Genomic DNA, 24,599 nt, shown 5'->3' with positions numbered 1-24,599 from the left:
AGGACCCGGCTCGCGGTCTGGATGATGCAGCTGGAGATCTGGTGCTCGATCGCGCGTGGGTTGATGATCTGCCCCTGGTCCTGGGCCACGGTCACCTCGGTGAGCAGCACCTGGCCCGTTGCCGGGGCTCGCCTCGGCCCGACGGGACGCCGAATCGGCCCGCCGGTTCTTCCGCCAGGCGCTGCGGACGCTGAAGGTCACGCCTACCGAGGTGGTGACCGACGCCGCTCCGGTCTACCCCGCCGTACTCGATGATCTCGTTCCCTCGGCGTCGCATTACATCGAGCGTTACGCCGACAATCCGATCGAGACCGATCACGGCCACCTCAAACACCGGCTGCGACCGATGCGTGGACTGCGCACCGACCGTACGGCCCAGGCGATCATCGCCGGACATGCCTTCATCCAGAACCTCCGCCGCGGGCACTACGAACTGGGAATGGGCGTCCCGCCCAGCTCGCGGGTCGCCGCGGCGTTCACCGAACTCACCCTGATGATCTGACCTCGGACCTCACCGCCGGCACAACCTTGTGGTCCGATCCGATAATGCAACAGCGCCCCCCAGCGACTCGAGCCCACGTCTTTCCCTGCCCTGATGCTGGCGAGCGGCCAGAGTGTCACACCGAGGCCGCCTTGATGTTCGGCGCTGCGATCGTGACCACGGTGGGACCACCCTCGGGACTGAGCACGCTCAGGCTGCCGTCGAAGGTGCTCAGTCGCCGGCGGATGCCGGCCAGGCCGCCGTGGTCGGGGTCGGTCTGGGCTCCGCCCTGGCCGTCATCGGTCACGAGCAGCGTGACGGTCTCGGATGTCTCACTGAGGTTCACGCGCAGGCCGGTGGCCTTGGCGTGCTTGACCGCGTTGGTCAGCACTTCAGCGACCGCGAAGTAGAGCGCCGACTCGAGTGGCGCGGCGAGCCGGTCCGAAAGCGTGGAGGTCACCACGGTGGGGATCGCGGTGTCCTTGGCGATCGCGCGGATCGCGTCGACGAGGCCGCGGTCGGCGAGTACGGGCGGACGGATGCCGCGCACGAGCCGGCGCAGCTCGGCGAGCCCGGCCGCCGACTCACCTTTTGCCTGGCTGAGCAGCTCTATGGCCCGGTCGGGGTCATCGCGCACGAGCCGGGCGGCTTCCGTGATGGTGAGCCCCGTGGAGACGAAGCGCATCTGTGCGCCGTCGTGGAGGTCACGCTCGATGCGCTGCAGTTCCGCCTGCTCGAGGTCGAGGACGTCAGCGCGGGTGGCCTCCAGGGTGGCCGCGCGGCGGCGCCACTGACCCGCGTCCTCGACGTGGAGCACGAGCCGGGACCAACCACCCTGGGCGCGCAGCAGCGGGCGGGCGAGGGCGATGCCGATGAGAACCTGAACGGCGATCAGGACGAGCGTCGCCCCGATGCCGGCGGCGAGCGGCATACCCATCGCGTCGGCGATCGTGAACCACGTCGCCGGCCGGAACGAGGAGAAGAAGACCTCGAACGGCATCGAGACCAGCTCCCACGCGCCCTCCAGCACGAGTCCGAGCGACATGATGCCGAGAGGTATGCCCACGATGGGGTTCAGCATGTGCCACAGCACGTCTCGCCGAACCACCGGATCCTTCAGTCGCTGCCAGGTGTGGAGTACCTGCCAGGGGCCGGGCTGCCCGGTCACCGGTCGGCGGTACCCCTCGACGGTCACGCCGGGAAGCCGCCGCGCGAGGGCACGGGACCGGTCCGCGTGCGCACCGGCGAAGTCGATCGCCCCCGGGAGCATCCAGATGCCCACGCCGATGAATACCAGCACGAACGCGACGAGCAGCCGGACGAAGCCGAACCACTCGACGAATGCCTCGGCGAGGAACTGGATGGCACCTGCCCACGCGCGTGGCGCCCTTGGGAGCCCATCTCGTGGGCCATTCTCACTTGGCAGTGAATCGATGGACGGGGTGCTCATGCGATCAGAGTATCGGCGTCCGTGCCGTGTACCGATGGTGCCAGCACCACTGTATGTCCTTGCACCATCATCAGGCGCATCCGTTTCCGCGCGCCCGGGGTGAACAGAACGGGCGTGAGAGCATTCGGATGCAATTGCCCGCGCGACTCAGGTCGACCAGGTACAGAGATCCACATCGGATCGGCTACATCGCCAGGACGCGGGGTGACGATAAGATCTGCGAAATGCGAGTGTTCATCGCCGAGGACCAGATGCTCGTTCGCCGCGGGATCGAGCAGATACTCCTGGCCCACGGGGTGTCGATCGCCGGGACGGCCAGAGAGGCGACCGGTCTGGAGGACGTGATCCTCGGCTCCGGTGCGGAGCTCGCGCTCCTGGATATCCGCATGCCCCCCACCCACACCGACGAGGGCATCCGCGCGGGTGTGGAACTGCGCCGACGCTACCCCGGATTCCCCGTGGTCGTCCTGTCCCAGTATGTCGAGCAACTCTACTTCGATGAGCTGCTCGCGCACGGCGACGGCGGCGTGGGCTACCTGCTCAAGGACCGCGTGTTCGATGACGTGCGGTTCGTTGCGACACTGCGTGCGGTCGCGTCGGGTGAGACCATCGTCGATCCTGAAGTCGTCGCCCGGCTCGAGAATCGCCCCACGAGCGGTCCTCTCGCCGAACTCACCCCACGCGAGTACGCCACCCTGGGGCACATGGCTACCGGAAGTTCCAACGCGGAGATCGCCGAGCGTATGTTCATCACGGAGAAGGCCGTCGCCAGGCACATCAACAGCATCTTCGCCAAACTCGGGCTGGGTGAGAACGCCAACAGCTCCCGGCGGGTACGAGCCGTCCTCACTTACCTGCGCGGCTGACCCCACCGCATCTTCCGAGCCACTGACGGGGCGCTGACAAGCGCCTCACGCTGCTGCCTTCATCTGGCGTTGGGGTGCAGGCACCATGGATCATTCTTGCGGAAGTCCGTGGAATAGGACCATGAGATCCGTCAAACAGGGGCGACTCATTCCCCCTTCCTCTCGTCGCGGAGCCGTCGCGCGCATCGCCGTGTGGAGTTCCGTGCACCCATGGATCGCACTGCTCATCTGGGCCGCCTTCGTCGGCGGCTCTCTCTCGCTCTCCTTTCTGGTCGGCACGCATGAAGCGTCGGACAACCAGAGGATCACCGGAGAGGCACAGCACACCGCCGAACTCGCCACCGCAGCCGGGTACCCGTACCCCGCGACCGACCTTATCCTGGTGACGGGGAACTTCACCTCCGCGGACGCCCAGCAGATCCTAACGGAACTGTCCGACACCCAGCACGTCGAGTCAGTGACCGGCCCCACCCGATCCAGCGCCGGCGACGCGCTGGTCTACACCGTCGCCATCAACGGAGATCCGGACACCGCCTCCGATCGACTGGCACCGCTGAACGCCACGGTGAAACAGCTGAGCGGCGAGTTTGGCTCGCTCACGATCAGCGAGACGGGCGAGACCACCATCATCGACGACTTCCAAACCTGGCTGGGCAAGGACCTGAACCGCGCGACTGCCATCAGCATCCCAACGACCCTGCTGATTCTCCTCATCACATTCGGCGCCATCATGATCGCCGTCCTGCCGATCGCTGTCGGCGCAGCATCGGTCCTGTCCGCCCTGGGCCTGTGGGCGGTCGCCTCGCAGATGGTCCCCGACACCGGCATCGTGCCGGATGTGATCACCCTGATCGGACTGGCCGTCGGCATCGACTACGCGCTGTTCTATTCGCGCAGATACCGCGAGGAGGCGCACGCAGGTCGCGGCCCCGTGGAGGCCACCGAGATCGTAGCCCGCACCGCCGGGCATTCGATCATCGTTTCGGGGACGGCAGTCGCCATCGCGATGGCTGGGCTCCTGCTGGTGCGCTCGACGCTCTACTCGGGTGTCGCGATCGGCGCCATCCTGGTCGTACTCGTTGCGATGGCATCGGCGGTGACCGCGATGCCCGCCCTGATGCGTCTGTTTCACCGCTGGATCGACAAGCCTCGCCTCCCGTTCGTGTGGCGACTGGCCAGCAACAAGGAGAACAGAGCGCTGCGCGCAGTGCTGAGGCTCGTGATCCGCCACCCATGGATCGCGCTCGGCGTAGCTGCCGTGGCGCTCGGAGCCATGGCTGCCCCGGCGCTCGGAATGAGACTGTCGTCGACGACGATCGACGACTATCCACCCAGCCTGACCTCTCTCCAGGTCTACAACGAAGTCCGCCATAACTTTCCCGACACGACGAGTTCCGCCCAGATCGTGCTGACCTCTCACGCGCCCGATGAGGCAGCCCTGCGCGCGCTGGCGGACAGAGTCTCAAAGCGCACGGCCGCCGAGCCGACCCTCTTCGGCGCGGCAAGTCAGCCGTGGATCTCGAACGACAAGCGCACTCTGGTGTTGGATGTCGCCGTGCCCTACCAGACGACGTCGCAGCAGGCGAAAAACGCGGTTCGCGAGTTGCGGAACAACATCCTCCCGGACACGCTCGGCCCCCTCGCTGACGCCGACCACGGCGTTGGCGGAGACATCGCGTCCAACCTCGACGAAACGAGCACCCTTGCCCGAAGCATGCCCTGGGTCATCGGCATAGTGATCGCGCTGACATTCGTTTACATGTTCGCGATCTACCGGTCGCTGGGTCTCGCCCTGATCACGATCCTGCTCAACATCTGCTCAACGTTAGCGTCATTCGGCCTCGTCACGTTGATCTTCCAGAACACATGGGCAGAAGGACTTCTTGGGTTCACTTCGAAGGGATCCCTGGTTTCATACATTCCGCTGCTGCTGTTCGTCGTGCTCTCCGGGTTGTCGCTGGACTACCACGTCCTCGTCGTCAACCGCATCCGCGAAAACGCCCGGCTGCGGATGACCAACAAGCGTTCCATCTTCGAAGGCGTCGCGAAAACGGCCGGGGTGGTGACGGCGGCGGCGGCCGTAATGATCGTGGTCTTCGCGATCTTCGGCACGCTGTCGTTCATCGAACTCAAACAGATGGGCGTGGGCCTGGCGATCGCGACCCTGCTGGATGTCACCCTCATCCGCGTCGTGACGCTCCCCGCGGCATTGGCTGCCCTCGGACGGGCGCTATGGTGGCCCGGGAAGGTCACCGCCGTGCCCGACACCGACGACTCGGGCGACATCCCCGATGAATTCGCCCACCCCTTCGCCGCGAACACGTCTGGTTCGTAGGACAGCGTCGGCGACGGGCGCTCGAGACAGCCGTAGCCCGCGCGATGCCAAGGAGGAGACTCTTGCCCCGGGCTCCCGACGGGCCGCGCGCCGTCGACGCCCGCCCGTCGCCCGGCCCCGTCGGTCCTCACGGTCGGGATCCGCGGTCAGGCGTCCGTATTCCCCTGCTGGGCGCCATCGCGGCCGGCGCCCCGATTCTCGCCGAAGAGCGCATCGAAGAGATCTCTGACCCTGCCGTCCGAACTGGTCGGCCGGGGCACGCTGTTCGCGTTGACCGTCTACCACATCGCCCAGGAAGTGCCACACCACAGTCGGCCTCGAAAAGCGCCAGGTCTGCCGGTGGGACTCCTGGTACCCAAAGCCTTCGGGTTGCTGGTCGGGCCAAAGCTGAGGCGATCGTGCGGCAATGGGCGCTGGACATCAGGGAGCACGGTCAGCCCCAGGCGCCGAAAGGTGCGGGTCGGGATGGCATCGGCGTCGGTAATGGCTGAGGCGAGCTCGGGCCTGGTGGTGGCGGCGCCATTGTGACCAGGCCAGCCAGTGAGTGATGGTGTGCGTGGTAGTGGTTGCCAGCCTTGACCCGCGTCGTATAGCGGTACCTCGCCAACCTCGGCAAGAAGATCACCGAACGGTGGCTGGCCGCGATCCTGCTGCCCGGCCTGCTCTACGTCGCCATCACCGGGTAGGCGGTGCTCGCCGGACAACGGCACGCCCTGAGCCCCTCATGGCAGATCGACAGGCTTGACCACCTCTGGCGCCACCACCCACCCGGCTCCGCCTCCACGGTCATCACCATCGCCGCAGCGCCGGCCCTGGCCGGGCTCGCCGGCACCGCCGCCACCCTGCTCGGCGAGGACGTCGTACACCCACTGTGGACCACCTGCGGCCCCCTAAGCCGGCTTTTCAAACTCCGCAGACAAACCCGGGCCGCATGGCACGGACGCCAGCCACGGCCCCCCATCGGTACCTCCCCCGACGAGCCACCGTCACCGCCGAAGGCGAACGCGGCGTTCAGCTTGTTCATCCCGCCCTTCAGCTACCACCAGCAGGAATGTGGACGTAGCTGTCGCGCGGAATGGAGATGACGGTGGCCTTGTCGCGCTGGGCGGAGATATGGACCAGCATGATGGTGTCCGACCGCTGGCCGGAGACCGTGCCCTTGCCGGTCTCGCCGGCCCGCGAGTCGGAGCCGAGGAGGAGCAGGTTCAACGGGCCCGAGGCGAAGTGCGACTCGATCACCGGCAGCGATGCGGCAACGGGGCCGAGCAGGTCCTCGTGCGTCACCTTTACCTCATAACGGTGGTCCAGTGCCCAGGCGCCCCCGACCAGTCCACCCGCGACAACCAGCAGCACGACCGCGGTCGCGACCAACAGCTTTCTCCAGCGGCGGCGATGTCTGCGCCCCGGCGGCCGCGTCCCGTCGGTCGGCGGGTCCTGACCCGCCGGCGCGCGCCTCGCGGTCCCTTCATCCCCAGCCTCCGTAGTGGCCCGCGCCGTCGCGGCTTCGTCGTCCGTAATGGCCTCGGAGCCTGTGGCCCCGATCTTCGGCATGGCCCGGGACTCCGAGGTGGCATCCCCGTGCGGTAGCACCGCAGTCCACTGTGGCGCCTGAGGCCGCCGTGACGTCGGACTTCGTGATGCCGCCGGAATCTGTGCTCATCGCCCACCTGCCTCGCCTTTTCGGCACTGTGCTGGTCGAGTCGGCCCTGGTCGTGGCGACGCGCGGCCGCCGGATCGTGGTTGTGCTGGGGTGCGCCCTCAACTGCGACCGCGTCAAGAAGTACCGGCCCCGGATGAGTTAGGCACTGGGAACCCCATGCCGTCTCGCGGCAGGGCACGGCGCGACCCGCGCAGCACCCGAATCAGGTGTCCCGGTGAGACCATCGCACTGGCTGGCACCAGCATCTGAGCGACCTGAACGAACGTACGCCCCAATGTCGGGTCCACGCACGCGGCCAGCCGGTACCGGTCCAGATAGCCGTTCAGCACCCGATCGATGGGGGTGTGACGGCCCTTGATCTCGGGGAACCTCAGGTCACCGCCGGCCGCAAGAGCCCAGGCGGCGTCGATGATCTTCGCAGCTATCCGATAGAAGCGCGCTGGCAACCCGCCAGTTCCCGCAGATACCAGGTCACGCAGAGCCAGCGCCTCCATCGCCGCCACGGACATACCCTGCCCATAGGTAGGGTTGAAGCTGCACAGCGCATCTCCCATTACCAGGAACCCCGCGGGATGCTGGCGCAGCTTCTCGAAGTGCCACCGCACGCTGGCGGGGTACCTCATCTTGACGGGCTTGTCCAGCGGCTCCGCCGCTTCCATCAGGTTCGCGAGGTCGGGCACAGGGAGAGACTTTGCGAATGCGAGCATCTCCGCCTCCTCGGTGGAAGGGTCCTTGCCCATCAAACCGAAGAGGACGACTGCCCACTGGTCCTCCTCCAGATGCACCGCGGCGCCGCCCCGCGGGAAGCCGGGGAACGGCGCCACGAGGAGGCCGTGTCGACCGTCCAGGTGGTGAGCCTTCCAGCGGTAATGCCGCGTCACGTAGATGACGTCCATCTCGACTCGGGAGCTGTCGGGCGTCGACGCGCCCAGCTCACCCAGCCAATGGAGGGCTCGGGACCCGCGACCCGTCGCGTCCACCACAAGGTCCGCCGCCAGCTGCGGAGTCCTCGGGTCGGTGGTCTGTACACCGGTCACCACCGCACCGTCGCGTTCGGTGATCAGTCCCAACGCCTCGGCGTGCTGGATCTTCACGTGCTCCAGCGACTCCACGCGTTGCCGCACCAGGTGCTCCAACCGTGGCCGACTGACGTTGATCGAGGTCAGCCCGGATGGTGCTCGGGCGATGGCCCGACCGTCGAGGTAGTAAGTCTGGTCAAGCTGAGGATCGGTCAGGACTGCCCCAGCCGCGACCAGGTCGTCCGTGAACCCGGGGAGCAGCTCAGCCAGCGCCTTCGCTCCCTGGGCGAGTAATACGTGCAGCTGCCGCCGCTGAGGTACGCCTTTACGGAGTACCAGCTGTGTAGTCGAATCGTCCCGCTCCAGGACAACTACCTTGTGGGTCTTACTCAGGGCTTGGGCAGCTAGCAGGCCGGCGATGCTCGCACCGATGACGACGGCGCGGCCTCTCTCCAAGTACATATGAATCCTCGCAGACGATAGAGCGGCTCGATGAAGTTGACCAATGCCTCCAGTACCCCGTCCCCGCCGATCAGGACGTTGCGTCCAAGACGATGACGCTACTGTTGGACTGCAGAAGTTCCGATGTGAAGAGGTCGCTCGTCAACACGACGGCAAGTCCAGCGTCCGCCTCGACCAGACGCAGACCGCGAACCACTGCCGCTCGGTGAAACCCGGCTAGTTTGCGCCGCTGACCATGACCGTCTGAACGGAACGGCATCCCGTTGCCGCCCGCACCGTGTCGGCACCAACCCATAGCTCCCCCGGAAGCCACTTTCGAGCTCCAGTATCTTGAGTCCGCGCAGGCGTGCGGCTCCCTGAGTTCGACGCTTTAGAGCCGCGCGGCTACTCGTTGTTTGTCTCAGGCCGCGATGGACAGTCTGGGGTGCGCTGTCTGCGGCCGTCACGATGGTCAGTACACACAGCCGACCCCCGGCTCACGCAGGCCGTCTGTCAAAGGCCAGACACGGCTGGTATGTCCTGGACGGCGTTGGATCACCATGCCCCCTATAAACGGGCCGCAACGACGACTCGTTCAGTGAGCGATCGCCAATCTTGGCAATGCGTGTTCGGCTCCAGCATGGACCCGGCCGAAACCGAAACCGTGTCCGCCGTGCTGGACTGCGTCTACACCGGAGCGCCGCTGCGTCAGGCCACCGTCACCCCATCGGCCTGGGCGGCGATGTCGACACCGTCGCGGGCCCAGCGACTGGAACCCGATCCGTGACCGCTCGGCTTGGTCAGCGAGGAAGACTTCATCGCCGTGCAACTGGCCAGCGCCACCCCGACGCCGGAAGACGGTAACGACGAACGGTACGTGCTCGCCAGGTTGACCCGCTGCCACGAATGCGGCCGGATCCTCGACTCCCACTGGCTCCACCACCACGCCGCGTACCCGTGCCGCCACGGCTCGAGACCCGGATGTTCGCCGCGCTGCTGACCGACCGCCGCGGCGACGAACTACCGATATGGGACCCCGAAGTGTCTAACCGCCGACTGTCCGGACGACTGGCTGTCGATTGATTCCTACGATAAGCGCCAATGGCCCGCCCGCCTCTCGTGGTGCGTCAGTTCATTGCGGTAGAGCGACCATCAAGATCACCGATGGTCACCCAGTCGCCGTGACGCCGGACCTCGCGGCTTGCCTTATGACGCCAAGGAGCCTTGGGATGAGCAGCTTGACACCGCTGACGGATTTTCTGGTGGCGATGGCATCGCCGGAAAATCTCGACAAGTTCAGGTCTGAGCCGGCCGCGACGATGCGCGACTACGGACTGACCGACCGCCAGGCGGAGGCCGTCACCAGCGGCGAACGCGGTTGGATCCGTATGGAGGCGGTCCGGGAGCTCGAATCTGCCGGACTGGCCCCCGTCATCACCGACAAGATCGACACCGATATCGGCATGATCGATCCGATGACCATGAACGTCAGTATGAACAACGACCACTTCACCACGAACAGCTTCAACGACTTCCACAGCACCACCTTCAACGACAACACCCACACTTCGATCAGCGACTGGCGCGAACAGGTCGTCCTGAACATCGACGACGTCATCAGCTACTTCGCGAAATCCGACTTCCCCGCGGCGGGGTCTCTACACGTCGTCGGCAGCGGCATCAAGCCACTGTCAGACCTTCCGATCGATGCCCGGGACCGGATCAAAAGCGCGGACTCGGTCTTCTACTGCGTCGCGGACCCCGCTACCGAGCGTGAAATCCACACTCTCAACAACAACGCGACCTCCCTCTACGACCTTTATGGAAATGACAAGCCGCGGGTGGACACGTATCACGAGATGGTCGATGTGATCCTGGCTGATGTGCGCGCCGGACGGGCGGTGTGCGCAGTGTTCTACGGGCATCCTGGCATCTTCGCGTGGTCGCCGCACATGGCTGTCAAGATCGCCAGAGCCGAGGGCTACCGGGCCGAGATGCATCCGGCCATCTCGGCGCAGGACAGCCTTTTCGCCGACCTGGGTATAGACCCGGCGACCTGCGGGCTGCAGACGATCGATGCGACCGAGTTCCTTGTCCACGCGCGGATCCTCGACACCTATAGCCATGTGTTGGTGTGGCAGGCGGAATGTGTGGGCGATGGGGGCTTCAATTTCAGTGGCTACTCTCGGAGGAACTTTCCCATCCTCATCGAGCGCCTGCTTCAGTTCTACCCGGCCGAGCACGATCTCATCGTTTACGATGCATCGACGCTGCACTTCCTGCCGCCCCGCATCGTCAAGACAACCGTCGGCCGGCTCGCCCCAACCGACCTCGCCGGGATCTCAACCCTGTATCTGCCACCCATCGGAACCCCGCCGGTCGACACCGCAATGCTCAAGCGCTTGTCCAACCCCGAGGCGCAGACGCATTGACGAACCGCGCCAGCCGCGCCTAAACAACCCCCGGGGTTAATTTTCACGGAACCGCACGGGGTCAGACTTGGCGAACCGGTGACGCCGGCCTGACACGATGCGCAAGGCAGCCCTCGCGCCGGCCGATGCCGGCGCCCCAGCGCCGCCAGCACGCCGAGCGCGAGCGGCAGCGCCGCGCTCGCGCGACTCCTTGATCTAGAAGACGACAAGCTTTCTGACCTGCGTCGGACGGCGGGATTTGATTCCCTATCGGGGATGACCTGTCAAGTGTGGTGTTCATCGGAGCGTCGCTTCGTCACGCACGTGATCGCCGACCGTCTGCCCTGCAGATGTGCTTGACGTGCTCGTGGTGCGGCCCGAAGATCGGGGATGGGGAAGGTCGCGTCGTTCGCCGGCGCCTCGTGCGTGCAACGGCGTGGATCAGTCGGCGTTGGCATCGAAATCCGTCACAGTTACTTCTTCCGCCGCTGGACTCGCTCATCCCCGATCCGGGGCCCAATGGTCGGACGTCTCCTGCCCCCAGCCCGTACCCGGTCGCTAGGCCGGTTAGCGGGCTGGGTGCTGGGTACCGCCGGTGAACAGCCCGATACCACCGTTGTCGGGCCCGGTAGCGGTGTCCGCTGGCGCACGCATAAGGGAGCGTGACGTGTCCGAGCTGCTCGTCCCGCCGGCCGTGGCGACCATCGATGATGTCAACCTCACGGACGTGGTGTGGGACAACGCCGAGCGGTTTCCCGACGCTGTTCAGTTTGTTCGCCGCATGACGGACGAGGGCGCGGCGGGCGACGACGGTCCGGCCGCTGGTGCGGGCTGGACGCCGGTCACCTGTCGGCAGTTTCGCGACGAGGTCACCGCGGTCGCTCGCGGCATCGTCGCTGCGGGAATCGAGCCGGGCGAGCGGGTCGGGCTGCTGAGCAGAACGCGCTACGAATGGACCCTGCTCGACTACGCGATCTGGGCGGCGGGCGCGGTGAGCGTGCCGATGTACGAGACGTCCAGCGCGGACCAGGCGGCCTGGATCCTGTCTGACTCGGGGGCCGTGGCTTGCGTGGTGGAGAGCGACGCGCAGGCGCGGATGGTGGCCGGAATCCGGGACCGGACGCCGACGTTGCGCGAGGTCTGGCGGATCGACGCGGGCGATGTCGGTGGGCTGATCAGCCGCGGCGAGGCGGTGAGCGTCTCGGACGTCCACGCCCGTCGCCGGCGGATGGTCGCCACGGATCTCGCCACCATCATCTACACCAGCGGCACCACCGGACGTCCCAAGGGTTGCATGCTGAGCCACCGCAACCTCGACTCCAACGCCGACAACGCGGTCAGCGCCCTGCCGGAACTCTTCGCCGAGGGCGCGTCGACGATGCTGTTCCTGCCGCTCGCACACGCGTTCGCCCGGCTGATCCAGATCGGCGTGGTGCGCGCGCACATGACGATGACGCACACTTCCGGGATGCAGACTCTGGCCGGCGATCTGCGCGAGCGTCGTCCCACCTTCCTGCTGTCCGTCCCCCGGATGCTCGAAAAAATTCACTCCAAGGCCGAGCAGGAGGCGAAGGGGCCGGTACGTGGCTGGGTGTTCCGGCACGCGGAACGTACCGCAGTGGCCTACAGCGAGGCGCTGGAGACCCGCCGTGGGGCCCGGGCCGGCCTGCGGTTAAGCCGTCGCGTCTTCGACTGGATGGTCTACCGGAAGTTGCGGGAGGCCCTCGGAGGTCGCTGCCGTCACGTGATCTGCGGCGGCGCACCGCTGAACACCCACCTCGGTCACTTCTTCCGCGGCGCGGGGATGATCGTTCTGGAGGGGTACGGGTTGACCGAGACCTCCGCCGCGGCGACCGTCAACCCGCCCGGCGCGGCCCGGATCGGCACCGTCGGGCGGCCGGTGCCCGGAGTCGCCATCCGGATCGATGACGACACCGAGATTCTGATCCGCGGCGACCTGGTGATCTCCAGTTACTGGAACAATCCCGATGCCACCGCCGAGGCCTTTACCACCGATGGTTGGCTGCGCAGCGGGGACCTCGGCGAGCTTGACCCCGAGGGTTATCTGCGCGTGACGGGGCGGAAAAAGGAGATCATTGTAACGGCCGCCGGTAAGCACGTCGTCCCGACGGCGCTGGAGGAACGGGTACGCGCCCACTCCCTGATCAGTCACTGCGTGGTGGTCGGTGACCGGCAGCCATTCGTCGCCGCGCTGATCACCATCGACCGGGACGCCTGGCCCAGGTGGTTGACCGAGCACGGTTGTCCGCGCGGTACGAGTGTTGCCGACATGCGCGAGGATCGGACGCTGCACGCTGAGATCCAGACCGCGATCGACGACGCCAACATGACGGTCTCGCATCCCGAGGCGATCAAGAAGTTCCGCATCCTGCCCTGCGAGTTCAGCGAGGCGGGCGGGGAACTGACCGCGACTCTCAAGGTGAAGCGCGACGTCGTTCAGCGGGCATGCGCCGGCGAGATCGCAGCCATCTACCAGACCTGACACCCGCAGCTCGAATTCACCCCGAGCCAGACCCGGCCGGACCTGATTGTGGCTACCCTGGCGGTATGCGTCCGCTGCGCCAACGCGCTGGAGGCGCTGCCCGATCACGTGGCTGCTCCAGACCCGCCGCCCGGTCGCCATGCCGGTGTTCTTCATCGTTCGCGGGTACGCCAATGCCGCGTCGCTGAGCGCCCACCAGGAGCGGGGCGGCAACGCGGCCGGGTGGCCATCCATCCGACTGCCGCGACCAACCCCTGGTGGTGCAGGGCCCCCCAGGGGCCTGAGGCCGACTCGACGAAACCGCCGGCTGGCACGCCAGGATGCGTTTCCTGGAGCACATTATCAACCTGCACGGCACGGCCGGTTCCTCAGAGCAGGCCGCCGGCCGCGTTGCGCCGGTGGCGCCGGGCACACCGCGACGGACCGCGCGACCACAACTCCGCACCCGCGCCGCACGCTGACCGTCGCTCACCGTGTACCGGGCCAGGCGGCACTCGCACTCGACTCGGATCAACTCAGCGACGGCAGACCCGCCCGGCTCGCGAGCATGCAGGCAACTATCGCGTAGCGATCGGCCGATCTGGAGAGAAGGGCCACTCTTCGAACTCTCGACACCGCCGGTCACTGGTGAACCGGATGACCCAAAGGTCGCGGTACTCCTGTTCCACGGGGCCACCGTACTGGACCTGCACCCGTACCACCGCAGTGTCCTCTTCGACCGCGACCACGTCGACGCTCATGGTGAACCCCTCGTCCGGCCCGGACCGCTCCTGTTCCCACATCCGGCCGATAGCGGAAAGCCCGGTCAGCGGCGCCTCGTACGGGCCCTGCCGGTACACCGCGTCCGGCGTGAAAATGTCGGCCAGCGCGTCAACTCCGGCCGCCCGCCACGCCCTCTCGTAGGCGGCCACCCAGGCGGTCACATCCTGTCGGTCCATTCTGCCAGCCTCGCAGATCCGAGGCCAGCGCGTGAGCCGGTCCCTGTCTGTGAGGGTGAGTTGAGGCCAGCGGCTCATAGCCGATCCGTTTGACGGGGCGAGATCAGGATCGAGAAGCGTTGAGTATCTCCGTTGACACGGCACCAGCTCCCGCACCTGGGCGGTGACCGCAGGCCGGCCCGGCTGCCGTCGCGGGTAGGTCGATCACCGGGCGATCAGGTTGCGGTGCCAGCGCAGCAGCGTGGCCGGCGTGACGAAGAACGCCGCCCACCGCGCCAGCGACAACAGCCTGGACAACCCGGCCAATACCACCCGGCACCGGCGCTCTGGGCAGTTGCGCCAAGCGCAGCGGGGTTGCCGTAGTGGCTCACGGGCAGCCAGATCGCCTCAGCGGGGCCGGCACCCAGGCTGGTGGCGTGGTCGCGGGCCGCGGTCGCTACCGGCATCCCAACCCGTGCCTCGTGCAGTAGGTCCTGCAAGTACTGCTCCCGCCTGGCCCTGGGCAACCAGAACAACACCGGCCAGCGCGGAGCGCCCTGCGCCACGAACTTCTGATACCCCGCCGCCTTGGCCACCAGCACCGACGACTTCTCCGTGCCCGTGTCGTGCTCGAAGAAAAACGAGGGGCTGTCCTACTGGGAGAACGCGTAGGTCCGGACAGGATCGAGGTGCAGTTCGAAGGGCCCGAAGCAGTCGGCCGCGAAGGTCGCGACCGGAGCGCCGCAGGTGCAGCAGGCCCGGTTGAGCCCCTCGTCGCCTGTCGGTCCGCAGCACCCACTGCTGTTCTCCCAGTTGGCCAGCGGGTGGAGGCCGGCGGCGTCATCGGTGTTCCTTAACAACACCCTCAAGGACGCAATGTTCGTCGAGCAGCTGGAGCTGACGGCCGAGGGCAACCTGAAGGTACCGGATCGACCCGGGCTGGGCTCTACGCTGGACGACGTCGCCATGAAACGGTTCCAGGTCGCGGGTGATTGAAGATCGATCGCGCGTGTGGCCTCAGCTGATCGACGTGGGCCGGCGGATGCTGAGCGTGGTGTACGCGGGATGGGAGAGTCGCTGCCGACCGGCCGTGATAGCGGGTGGGCAGGTGCGGTGTCCGTACCGTGGCATGCGCCCGGGAGATGGCGCGGTGAGCTGCGAAGGGTTTCTTGTGATGAAGAAGTGATGAAGAAGCTCCCACCATAGCGGCACCACCCAACCAGCGGGCCCGGCGGCGAGAACGCCGCGCAACGGGCCCGCAACCGGTAATCCGGCCGGCCGGGGTACCGCCACCACACTCCTGATTGGGCCGCTCGACCACCACCTGTCGCCGCGCCGAGCTCAGGCCGAGGCGAGATCGCCGCCGACGGGTATGCAGGCGAGGCGGTGAACCCGGCGGACAGACATACCCGATCCCATGATGTACCGCGGCTGGCAATCGCCGCCTGTCGGTGCTGGAACTGTTCCGCACAGCCGCACCCAGTGCCAGATGGGGGTGATTCTGGGAGGTAGCCGCGTAGCCGACTACCCACCGACCGTGAGCGCGGTCGAGCCGTCGATCAGCGCGGGCGCGAGCCGGTCGACGAAGCCGATCTCGCACAGCACCTCGAGCGTCTGCCGCAGCTGGGGACGGAGCCGCGCATTGGACGACCTGCTGGGCGATCGGACACGTGTTGTGGTCGGCCGGTGGGCAATGCCGTACCCGGTTCCAGCCGCCTGTGAACGGCCAGCAGCTGATCCACCGGCGGGGTTCGTGGTTCAGGTACGGGATGCTGCGAGCAGCCGCAGGATGCGCCCTACGCGCCTACCCCCGGTCGGGGAATATCCCCCGTAGGGATATTTCGGGGTTTACCTTGATCATCGATCAAGGTCTGCCCCCAGCATGGTTGGGTACCGAAAGCCGTACTGGATCACGCCTCGGGGCGCCTGGGGGTCTGCCCGGGGGTTCCCCCACCGGTCTGACTACCCCAACACCCGCCCCGCTTCACGCCAAACTACGGTCAGGACGATCAGAGCGCGGCGATCACCCCCGCCACGTCCCTGATCCGCAGATGGACCGGGCCGACGTACACGCACGGCAGGCCTGTCCACGGACGATCTGCGGTACTTCGAGACGCAGTTCTTCCTCAACCCGGCGACCGGATCCGTCGACGTAGACGGAAAGCTGTCGGTGGTCCGTCTGCGCGAGGTGTCCGACGGGTTCCGGGAAATGGTCATGATGTCTAATCGCGGGACGAAGCTGCTGGAGCTGTGTATCCAGGTCCAGGCCGACGCCGACTTCGCCCGCTCGCCCGACGGTCGGGAACTCTCGACGGACGGGGGCGCCCGGTACCGGCGCGTGGACAACGAGGCGATCGTGTTCGGGTACGAGCGCAACGGGTTCCACCCCGAGACGACGGTGTCCGCGAACCGGCCGGCCCTGTTGGAGTGTGACGGGCTCACGTTCACCGTCCGCCTCGAACCGCGGGAGGACTGGTCGGCGGAGTTGCGGGTGGAGCCGGTGATCGTCCGATCGGAGGGGCGCATCCCCTTGGCGGCTCTGCCGGATGCCCACAGCGTCGGCGGCCGGCCGGAGGCGTCCCCGAGCCTGGACGACGAGGGTGAGGCGAGCTGATCGCCCGCCACCCGTCCCGGTTTTCGTCCTCCGGGGCTGATGCCCGCCGGACCTGCCGCATGTGATGGTGAACCAGATCCACGGTTTGACGGGCAAAGCGGTGACGGGGGTCGGTCATCATGGCAGATCCGGGCTGGAGTTTCTTCGACGAGATCAACCGGTTGAACCACAACCGACTGCTGGAGAAGGCGAAAGGTACCGTCCCTGTATTGCGGCAGCGCCGACGCCACACCGTTGTTCGTCGTGCTACTCGACGAGTACGAGCGGTGGACCGGCGACGCGCAGGTGGTCCGCGACTTCGAGTTCGAGGCCCGGGCAGCGCTGACCTGGATAGACGAGTACGCCGACCTGATGGGCCTGGGGTACATCGCGTACCAGCGCCGCAATGAGGAGACCGGCCTAAAGAACCAGTGCTGGAAGGACTCCTGGGACGCCGTCGCGTACCGTGACGGGCACCTGCCCAGCTTCCCCAGGGCTACCTGTGAGTTGCAGGGATATGCCTATGACGCGAAGATGCGCGGCCCGTCGGTCGTCCAGATCGAGCTTCTTGAGCTACCGAAAATCGCACGCACGCATGGGGATTTCGGCGAGGAGTGTTACCCGCACGAGGCCGGCGCGGCGCCGGACGACCCCGGCGGCACCACGATCGTTCACGCGGGCTCGTCCGCGATTCCGTGAGCCATCCCAAAATCGGAGGATGGCTCGCAGAGACAGCCCTCGATAGCCTCGGCTACGTGGATCCGGTGATCCTCGATCGAGCGAATCAATCGTCCAACGGGCACCTATCCGCCATACCGTCCGCCCGCGTACGCATCGCGCCGCGCTGCTCCGTGACCCCGAAGGTGGCGTCTTGATCGATCAGCCGCACCGCTCCCGCGTCGAGGTCATGCGGGAGACCGTCGCCCGGTTGAGCCCGGGTGAGGCCGCCCGATTCGATGAACTGTGGGCCGCGTACTCCCGGCACCCTGTGCCGCTGTTCGCGCGGCGCGGTACCGATCTTCCGGTCGGCTCGGACATTCTGGTCAGCCACCTCGGCACCTGGGCGCCACTGGTCATCGGATTCCTGGCCCAGACCTATGCCGGCATGGTTATCGAGAAGACCACGGGCAAATTCGGCGCCCGGCTTCAGCGCTGGTACCGGCGGCGGGGTCAGCGGCGGCGGCTGCGCCGGGCGGTGGCCCTGATGTGCCGCCAGGAACCGCCGTCGTTCACCGATGCCGATATCCAACTGATCCGGCTCAAGGCGTTCGAGGCCGCCGGCCTGCTGGGCTATCCCGAGCCCGATCAGCGTCGGTTCGCCGATGCGATCGCCAGCGCGCTGGCCTCGGGCCCCGACGTCGCGACCGGGCAAACGCCGACCCCGCCATGACCGACGCGCACGGGGTGGGCGCGGCGGCGACGGCCGAGCCGTCCCCGCTCCCGCCGCCCTCCACGTCCAGGCTCGCCGCGCTGACGCTCGCCGCGCTGGCCGGCGCCGTCTTCGCCGGACAGTGGTACCTGGTGCTCGGCGCGTCCTGGTGGGGCGCGGCGAACCAGGGCTGCGTGGTCACCGATCCCGACCCGGTCCGGTCGGTGGCGAACCTGCTCGCCTGCACCGATCGGGTACGCGCCGAGCAGGCGCTCGCGATCCTCCTCGGGCCGGCCGCCGTCGCCGTCCTCGCCGGCCTGGCGTACCTGGCGATCCCGCGGCTGATCCGTTGGCGGTGCGGGACCGAGCCGTTGCCGGCCGGCTCGCGGCTCGCCGTCGCCTTCGCGGCGCTGGTCTCCTCCGCCGGCCTGGATCGGCCGCCGGTCATCGAAGCGCGGCCCCGCCTGAGCTACACCGACACCCCGTTCACCTACGGGCGGCCACCGTACCGGGTCGTCGTGCCAGGCCTGATGAAACATGCTGTCGAGGAGCACGGCCTGGATCCCACCGGCGAGGTCTCCCTGCGCCACGAGCTCGCCCACATCCAGGGTCGCGACGTGCGCCGCACCTATCTCGCGATCGCCACCTGGCTGGCGTCCAGCCTGATCGTCGTCGGGCCGCTGCCGCTGGCCGCCGCCTACCGGGCCGGCGGCCTCGGGCTGGCGCTGGGCTGGCGGCTCGTCGCCGTCGCCGTGCTGCTCTGGCTCGCACTGCTGGCGGTCTTCCGCACCCGCGAGCACGAGGCCGACCTGCGGGTCGCCCGTACCGACCCGGCCGCCGTCATCGACGCGCTGGTCGGGACGGGCTCCCGGCCCGGGCCCCCGCCTGGCGCGGGAGTCGGCCGAGGCGACCCTCCTCCAGGGGCGCGAGGCGGCCGGGGCCTCCGGTGGCGGAGCCTGTGGCGGTTTCACCCGACGAGGCCCGAGCGCGCCGACGTGGTCCGCTCGCCGGTGCGAGTACTCCGACCGTCCACAATGGAGCTATTGGTCACCGGGGTCGCGACCGGGCTCGTCGGCACCGAACTCGGCGTCGTGCTGGACGGCCTGCTGCCCGCAGACGCCTGGTACGCGTACCTGTGCACGGGCGCCCTGCTGTGCGTGCCGCTGATGGGCGTGCTGGGGTTGGGTACCTGGCGGGCCAGCCTGGCCCGGGGCGGGTCGCCACCCGCCGTACCCGCCGGGCTCGCGCTCGGGCTCGGGCTGGTCGCGGGTACCCAGCTCGCCCCCCGCGCCGCCGCCGACTGGTGGCGCGTCTTCGCCAGTGCGGGCGGGCAGGCCGACGTCCTGTCCCTGACCGCGGCGGATCGCGGTTGCGCGGCGCTGCTGGTGGCCGGTGCCGCGCTGCTCGGCCTCCTCGCGGCGCAGTGGTCGGCCGCGACCGCAGGCGCCTGGGCCCGCACCCGGCACCCCCGGCGCGGCTGCGCCGCCGCGCTCGCGGTCGGCGGCCTGTGCCTGGCCGTGCCGCTGGGCACCTGGCTGCTGGCGGTGCGCGTGGCCGCGTCGAGCGCCGAGCCGCCCTCCCGGCTGGTAGCGCACGAGCTGTCCGGCCCCCGCCAACCGGCCCTGCTCGCGGCGGCCGCGCTCGCCTGGGGGTTCACCCTGCTGGGGCCGCTGCTGCACGCCGGCCGGCCGCACCCCCCGGGCCGCGCGCCGCGGCCGGCCGCGTGGTGGCTCCCCGCCGCCGCGTGGGCGCTCGGCCTCGCCGTCATCCTGGCCGCCCCGGCCGTCGCCCGTGGCCCGGCCACGCCAGTCGCCGCGCCACCGCCGATGCCAGCCACCCGGCAGAGCTTCTACACCTGTCGCTGGCTGAAGCTCGGCGGGCCCTCCGTGCTCGGACCGCCAGCGGACGGGGACAGCCAACGGGCCCTCGGGCTGCGGCTGATGGCGCTGGACGACCCGGCGGTACGCGCGATCGGCCAGACCCTCGTCACCAGCGCCGAGCGCGGCGACCCCGGCCTGGCCGCCGCCGCGCAGCTGGCACTCCTCCGCCGCTGCGACATCCTGATCAGCTTTGGCCGGTACCCGAGCGCTCAGGCCACCCACCGATGAGAGCGGGGATGCGATGCCGCCGATCCGTACAGCGATAGGTCTCCTGCTCGGTGCCGCGCTGGCCGCGTCGGTGGTGGCGTGCTCGCCCGGGTCCCCGCCGGCAGGCGGGTTCCGGCCGGCACCCGAGGCGCCCAGCCCCGTCACACCGCCGCGCCCCGTCGCGCCACCCGGTTCCGTCGCGCCACCCGGTTCCCCGCCGACGGGGCCCGTCGCGCCGCCGTCCGCGTCCGGAGGCCGTGCCGTCACCCCCGACGACCTCCGCGCCGCCCTGCTGCGCCCCGGGGACGTGCCGGTCGCCGGGTACACCCCGCAGACCCTGCCCGATCAGGGCGAGCACGCCTCGGTACCGGCCGCCTGCGGCTCCGCGCTCGACGATCTGGAACTGCGGCATGCCACCGGCTCCGGCGTCCTGGAGGCGCGCACCAGCCTCGCCACCGCCGACCAGACCTCCTGGATCCAGGAGGTCGTCCGGTACTACTCGCCCGGCGGCGCCGCCGACCAGTTCGGTTCCGCCGCCTCGACGCTGTCCGGCTGCCCCGCCATCACGATCAGCTACCCCGACGGGTCGGTCACCCGCGAGACCGTGGCCGTCCACGACTCGACCCCGACCCGGCTCGTCGTGCGCGTCGTCGCGGACACCGGAGCCTTCACCGTCGCCGAGAACCTCATGCTCGGACTGGTCGGCGACGCGCTCATAATCCTCAGCCACACCGCGCCCGACCCGCCCGACTACGCGCTCACCCAGACCCTGATGGACCGGGCGGCCGGCGCCCTGCGCGCCGCGACGACCTGACCCCATACCCCGGAGCAAGGAGTACCGCCATGCGACAACCGTCAACGGGCACCCATCCGCCACGCTGGCCGCGCTATGCCCTCAAGACAGCGGCGCTGGTCGCGATCGCCGTGACCATGACCTCGTGCTCGAACCCGCGGGTGCCCAACGCCGCGCCGACCGCGGTCCGGAGCACCCCGTCCCCCAGCCCGGACGACGTCACCCCGTCCCCGACCTACACCGAGACCGAGCCGGCCGACGAATCTCCCACCCCGCAGGACGAGCCGACGACCGAGGAGCCCGACACGTCCGCTCCCGACACGGCCGAGCCAGCGGACGACCAGGACGATGACTCCGAGGACAGCGACTCCGGGGCCAATGACTCTGGCAGCTCCCTGTTCGGCACCTACTCGGTCACCATCGAGGGAACCGCGGGCAGTACGAACTTCAGCCGGGACGGCACCCTGAAGATCGTCGAGACAATCACCACGATCGCCACCACCAACGGCGTCAACCCGCTCGACGCCTGCCTGGTGTCCGGCTTCCCCGGCGCCCAGCCGGAGGTCGGCGCCATCTGGTTCGGCAGCAACTCGGCGTGCGACCCGGACGCGAGCGCAGCCGACATCGACATGGGAACGGTGGGACTCGACGGCGACACCGTGACGGTGGAGCCCGACGAGCGGGTGGCCGCCGGCCTGGCCAACAACTTCACGGTGGCCAGCGGCCTGCTCGCGTGTCCCTACGCTCCGGTCTCCGGCAGCATGCAGCTGACCGTGGACGCAGACGGCGGCATCGACGGTTCGATCGACCTCGTAGGGTACGGCGGTGCGTTCTGCGGCCAGACCCGGTACCGGGCGGACATCAGCGGACACCGTTGATGCCGCGGGTACGCCATCGGCAACCGCGCGCCGGTGGACCCGGGGGCGGGTCCACCGGCGACTGCGTTGCTCGTCGCGTTCGGCGTCAGCCGCGGGCGGCCGCCTGCCTGATGAGGTCGGCGGCCGCCGCGTCCAACACCGTCTTGCCGACGCCGGGCTCGCCGAACAGCAGCAGCGAACCACCCGTCCGCACCGCCCGGTCCACAAAGGAGCGCACCACACCGAGGTCGATAGCGCGCCTGAATGGCTCTGTTGCGTTGACCGTTGGCAAGATCGAGGCAGGCTTGAGTGATGAAGCTCGCTGCCCGCCAACGCCCGATGATGCCGCCGAGGTCAGCGTTCGCCGGGTTCCGGCTTCCGCCCGAGGTGATCGTGGTCGCGGTCCGCTGGTACCTGCGCTACAACCTGTCCTATCGCGATGTTGAGGAGTTGCTCGTCGAGCGCGGTATCGAGGTCGACCACGTCACGGTGTTCCGGTGGGTGCAGCGGTTCACGCCGCTGCTGGCCGACGCCGCCCGCTTCTCCCGGCATTCCCCGGGCGACCGGTGGTTCGTCGACGAAACCTACGTCAAGGTCAACGGCGTGTGGCGGTACGTGTACCGCGCCATCGACCAGTACGGGAAGGTCATCGACGTACTCGTCTCGACCCGTCGGAACGCCGACGCGGCGCGCAAGTTCTTCCGCCGGGCGCTGTCCACGCTGAAGGTCAAGCCCATCGAGGTTGTCACCGACGACGCCGCGGTCTACCCCGCCGTCCTCGACGAGCTGATCCCCTCGGCGCAGGACGCCGTCCCTCGTGGCGTCGATCGCCGCCCGGATCGCGCGGTCCGCGAGCTCGCGGAGCTGCGAGTTCACCAGGCCCACCGTGACGGCCTCGTTGATCGCCAGCGCGACGTACGCCGAAATCGAGAACTCGATCGGCGCGTCCGAACGGTCTACAACGGTGTGCCAGAGGCCGTCTTGCTCGTAGGCAGCGAGCGCGGCGAGGTGCCGGTGCAGGCTGTCCGCCAGAACGTCGTCGTGCCGGTAGCGGAGCACCCCGACAAGACCGAGAAGTGCCCATCCCTGACCTCGACCCCGGGCAACGCCGTTACTCTTGCCGGAGGCCACATCGTATCCATGGTCGAACAATCCGTCGGGCCTTTGCAGGGCCGCGCACGCCTCGCGGGTGCACTCAACGGCTGCGTCAATGTCGCCCAGCAGCGCCAGCCCTGGTCCGTCGGTGTGCATGCAGTCGACCCAGACCGTCGTACGCCACGGTTGCAGATCGGTCCGGTGTACACGCGGACGACCCGACCGACACCGTGCCCTGGGCCTGCGGGCTCTACGCGCTGCAGCCCGACGGCTCGGCGAGCACCGTGTTGACGGGTCGGTTGCGCGAACGGGTGGGGTTCGATCCCAGCGGCAGGGTCATGTATCACGTGGACAGCCGCCGGCGCCGGTTGCAGCGCTACCGGTATGACCCGGACACCGGTGCCGCCACCGATCCGACACTGCTCGTCGAGTTCGACGATGCCACGCCCGACGGGCTGTGCGTCGATGCCGAGGGCTGCCTGTGGGTCGCGCTGCGGGACGGTTGGCGGGTGTGCCGGTACGCGCGGGACGGCAGCCCGACGGCCCGGGTCGACCTGCCCGTACCGCGCCCCACGGCGGTGTGCCTACTCGACGGCATGCTGCTCATCACCACCGCCCTGGCCCGCCTGACCGATGCGGCGCTACGGGCGGCACCCGACAGCGGGCGCATCTTCGCGGCCGAGGTTGACGTGGCGGCGGCGCCGACCCACACCTGGAACGGCTCACCGCGACAGCCCTGACCTGGGTTCACCACCGTCCGGCCCCACCGGCCCGCGCTACGTGGTTGACGGCGAGCATGTCAGATCCGATCGGTGGGAGCCGTGGGGGTCGGTGCGGGAGGTCCCGCGCTTCCTGGGACGGTCACTTCTTGACGAGGACGGCACCCATATTATGGAATTTGTATTCGCATCACGCGTGGAGAATGAGAGGGGCTGGCCGAGTGGGCCAAGCGCCGCGCTTGTCCCCCGTGCGAGCTACCCGCGAATGTCCACTGTGCGGTGACGATTCCGGATCGCCGATTCCCTAGCGTTTCGAGTCAGCCGCGGCGTTTCGACCGCGGATACTCGCTAAGGAGTCGGCATGCGGTTGTTGAAGCAGCTCCTGCCCGTCGTGGCGGTCGCTTTCGTTGGCGGCCAGGTCGTCGCGGCGGTGCAGGGGAATGCGCTTCTCTGCCTGGTCCTCGGTCTCGCGACGGCCGTGCTCGCGGTGTTCGTGTACGCCTGGGCGGTGCGGTGGGCCGAGCACCGCGCGCCGGTCGAGGTGGCCGTCAAGGGTGCCACGACCCGCGTCGGCCTGGGAGTACTGATCGGGGTCGCGTGGTTCGCGGCGGTCATCGGGAACATCGCCTTCCTCGGCGGCTACAGGGTCCACGGCTTCGGGTCGGCGGCGGGCCCGATCGGGCTGTTCGGCTTCATGGCCGCCGCCGCGGTGACAGAAGAGCTGATGTTCCGCGGGGTCTTGTTCCGGCTCATTGAGGGACGCCTCGACACGTGGATCGCGCTGGTGCTGACCGCCGTGCTGTTCGGCCTGTGGCACTCGATCAACCCGGACGCCACGGTGTGGGGCGCGGTCGCCATCGCGATCGAGGCCGGCGGCACGCTCGCCGCCGCCTACGCGGCCACGCGCAAGCTGTGGCTCCCGATCGGTCTGCACTTCGGCTGGAACTTCGCCGAGTCCGGCATCTTCGGCACCGAGGTCTCCGGGAACGGCCAGACGCAGGGG

At 68.4% G+C, this 24,599-nt stretch carries 18 protein-coding genes and 7 pseudogenes; 17 read left to right on the top strand and 8 right to left on the bottom strand.

What is annotated here, in order from left to right; genetic code table 11:
- Positions 1–118: 118 nt before the first annotated feature.
- The gene (locus tag ABEA87_RS41610; RefSeq protein ID WP_345639306.1) at positions 119–502 is read left to right on the top strand and encodes a DDE-type integrase/transposase/recombinase; all 384 of its coding nucleotides are present in this window, start codon (positions 119–121) and stop codon (positions 500–502) included.
- Positions 503–617: 115 nt separating this feature from the next.
- On the opposite strand, the gene ABEA87_RS41605 is transcribed toward ABEA87_RS41610, so the two are convergent.
- A complete protein-coding gene (locus ABEA87_RS41605; RefSeq protein WP_345639305.1) occupies positions 618–1,931 on the bottom strand; it encodes a sensor histidine kinase in 1,314 nt (437 codons plus the stop codon).
- Between the two features lie 224 nt (positions 1,932–2,155).
- On the opposite strand from ABEA87_RS41605, the gene ABEA87_RS41600 reads away from it, so the two are divergent.
- The 3 genes and pseudogenes from ABEA87_RS41600 to ABEA87_RS42850 all read left to right on the top strand — a co-directional run.
- Complete coding sequence (locus tag ABEA87_RS41600) at positions 2,156–2,797, top strand: response regulator transcription factor (RefSeq protein ID WP_345639304.1); 642 nt, start codon at positions 2,156–2,158, stop codon at positions 2,795–2,797.
- A gap of 85 nt (positions 2,798–2,882) precedes the next feature.
- A pseudogene (locus ABEA87_RS42855) lies at positions 2,883–3,959 on the top strand (MMPL family transporter); the annotation flags it as partial.
- A gap of 111 nt (positions 3,960–4,070) precedes the next feature.
- Positions 4,071–5,042, top strand: a pseudogene (locus tag ABEA87_RS42850) (MMPL family transporter); the annotation flags it as partial.
- A 1,122-nt stretch (positions 5,043–6,164) separates the two neighbouring features.
- Here the strand turns inward: ABEA87_RS42850 and ABEA87_RS41585 are convergent.
- Positions 6,165–6,503, bottom strand: a complete 339-nt coding sequence (locus tag ABEA87_RS41585; RefSeq protein ID WP_345639302.1) for an LCP family protein — start codon at positions 6,501–6,503, stop codon at positions 6,165–6,167.
- Positions 6,504–6,905: 402 nt separating this feature from the next.
- Positions 6,906–8,273, bottom strand: a complete 1,368-nt coding sequence (locus ABEA87_RS41580; RefSeq protein WP_345639300.1) for an FAD-dependent oxidoreductase — start codon at positions 8,271–8,273, stop codon at positions 6,906–6,908.
- 604 nt (positions 8,274–8,877) lie between these two features.
- Between ABEA87_RS41580 and ABEA87_RS41575 the strand changes: the two genes are divergently transcribed.
- The 4 genes and pseudogenes from ABEA87_RS41575 to ABEA87_RS42845 all read left to right on the top strand — a co-directional run.
- On the top strand, positions 8,878–9,039 hold the full coding sequence (locus ABEA87_RS41575; RefSeq protein ID WP_345639299.1) for a hypothetical protein: 162 nt from the start codon (positions 8,878–8,880) through the stop codon (positions 9,037–9,039).
- 442 nt (positions 9,040–9,481) lie between these two features.
- Positions 9,482–10,684 carry an SAM-dependent methyltransferase gene (locus ABEA87_RS41570; RefSeq protein WP_345639297.1) on the top strand — a complete coding sequence of 401 codons (1,203 nt, stop codon included), beginning with the start codon at positions 9,482–9,484 and terminating at the stop codon, positions 10,682–10,684.
- Positions 10,685–11,330: 646 nt separating this feature from the next.
- On the top strand, positions 11,331–13,166 hold the full coding sequence (locus ABEA87_RS41565; RefSeq protein WP_345639296.1) for an AMP-dependent synthetase/ligase: 1,836 nt from the start codon (positions 11,331–11,333) through the stop codon (positions 13,164–13,166).
- Positions 13,167–13,218: 52 nt separating this feature from the next.
- Positions 13,219–13,419: pseudogene (locus ABEA87_RS42845) on the top strand (hypothetical protein); the annotation flags it as partial.
- Between the two features lie 304 nt (positions 13,420–13,723).
- Here the strand turns inward: ABEA87_RS42845 and ABEA87_RS41560 are convergent.
- The 3 genes and pseudogenes from ABEA87_RS41560 to ABEA87_RS41555 form a co-directional block, all read right to left on the bottom strand.
- Positions 13,724–14,104 (bottom strand): nuclear transport factor 2 family protein, encoded by a 381-nt coding sequence (locus ABEA87_RS41560; protein ID WP_345639294.1) that lies wholly within the window; start codon positions 14,102–14,104, stop codon positions 13,724–13,726.
- 530 nt (positions 14,105–14,634) lie between these two features.
- Positions 14,635–14,712 (bottom strand): annotated as a pseudogene (locus tag ABEA87_RS42840) (hypothetical protein); the annotation flags it as partial.
- Between the two features lie 24 nt (positions 14,713–14,736).
- Positions 14,737–14,952 carry a hypothetical protein gene (locus ABEA87_RS41555; RefSeq protein ID WP_345639292.1) on the bottom strand — a complete coding sequence of 72 codons (216 nt, stop codon included), beginning with the start codon at positions 14,950–14,952 and terminating at the stop codon, positions 14,737–14,739.
- Positions 14,953–16,166: 1,214 nt separating this feature from the next.
- Between ABEA87_RS41555 and ABEA87_RS41550 the strand changes: the two genes are divergently transcribed.
- The 6 genes and pseudogenes from ABEA87_RS41550 (at position 16,167) to ABEA87_RS41525 (ending at position 21,803) form a co-directional block, all read left to right on the top strand.
- Entirely contained in the window at positions 16,167–16,697 is a 531-nt protein-coding gene (locus ABEA87_RS41550) for a glycogen debranching N-terminal domain-containing protein (RefSeq protein WP_345639307.1), read from the top strand.
- A gap of 201 nt (positions 16,698–16,898) precedes the next feature.
- Positions 16,899–17,216 (top strand): annotated as a pseudogene (locus ABEA87_RS41545) (glycogen debranching N-terminal domain-containing protein); the annotation flags it as partial.
- 448 nt (positions 17,217–17,664) lie between these two features.
- The gene (locus ABEA87_RS41540) at positions 17,665–18,066 is read left to right on the top strand and encodes a hypothetical protein (RefSeq protein ID WP_345639291.1); all 402 of its coding nucleotides are present in this window, start codon (positions 17,665–17,667) and stop codon (positions 18,064–18,066) included.
- A complete protein-coding gene (locus ABEA87_RS41535; protein ID WP_345639290.1) occupies positions 18,063–20,153 on the top strand; it encodes a M48 family metalloprotease in 2,091 nt (696 codons plus the stop codon). The genes ABEA87_RS41540 and ABEA87_RS41535 overlap by 4 nt, the downstream gene beginning before the upstream one ends.
- 13 nt (positions 20,154–20,166) lie before the next feature.
- Entirely contained in the window at positions 20,167–20,946 is a 780-nt protein-coding gene (locus ABEA87_RS41530; RefSeq protein ID WP_345639289.1) for a sensor domain-containing protein, read from the top strand.
- A gap of 29 nt (positions 20,947–20,975) precedes the next feature.
- Positions 20,976–21,803, top strand: a complete 828-nt coding sequence (locus ABEA87_RS41525) for a hypothetical protein (RefSeq protein ID WP_345639288.1) — start codon at positions 20,976–20,978, stop codon at positions 21,801–21,803.
- 85 nt (positions 21,804–21,888) lie between these two features.
- Here ABEA87_RS41525 and ABEA87_RS41520 read toward each other — a convergent pair whose 3' ends face one another.
- On the bottom strand, positions 21,889–22,023 hold the full coding sequence (locus ABEA87_RS41520) for a hypothetical protein (RefSeq protein ID WP_345639287.1): 135 nt from the start codon (positions 22,021–22,023) through the stop codon (positions 21,889–21,891).
- 101 nt (positions 22,024–22,124) lie between these two features.
- Between ABEA87_RS41520 and ABEA87_RS41515 the strand changes: the two are divergent.
- Positions 22,125–22,583, top strand: a pseudogene (locus ABEA87_RS41515) (IS6 family transposase); the annotation flags it as partial.
- Between the two features lie 63 nt (positions 22,584–22,646).
- Here the strand turns inward: ABEA87_RS41515 and ABEA87_RS42835 are convergent.
- Positions 22,647–23,033, bottom strand: a pseudogene (locus ABEA87_RS42835) (glycoside hydrolase family 88 protein); the annotation flags it as partial.
- Between the two features lie 74 nt (positions 23,034–23,107).
- Between ABEA87_RS42835 and ABEA87_RS41510 the strand changes: the two are divergent.
- Positions 23,108–23,617 (top strand): SMP-30/gluconolactonase/LRE family protein, encoded by a 510-nt coding sequence (locus ABEA87_RS41510; protein WP_425571047.1) that lies wholly within the window; start codon positions 23,108–23,110, stop codon positions 23,615–23,617.
- Positions 23,618–23,957: 340 nt separating this feature from the next.
- On the top strand, positions 23,958–24,599 hold a 642-nt coding region (locus ABEA87_RS41505), incomplete at its 3' end, for a CPBP family intramembrane glutamic endopeptidase (protein ID WP_345639285.1).

Source organism: Rugosimonospora acidiphila, from assembly GCF_039543385.1.
Taxonomy (GTDB): Bacteria; Actinomycetota; Actinomycetes; order Mycobacteriales; family Micromonosporaceae; genus Rugosimonospora; species Rugosimonospora acidiphila.
This window is presented reverse-complemented; position numbering and strand designations above follow the sequence as displayed.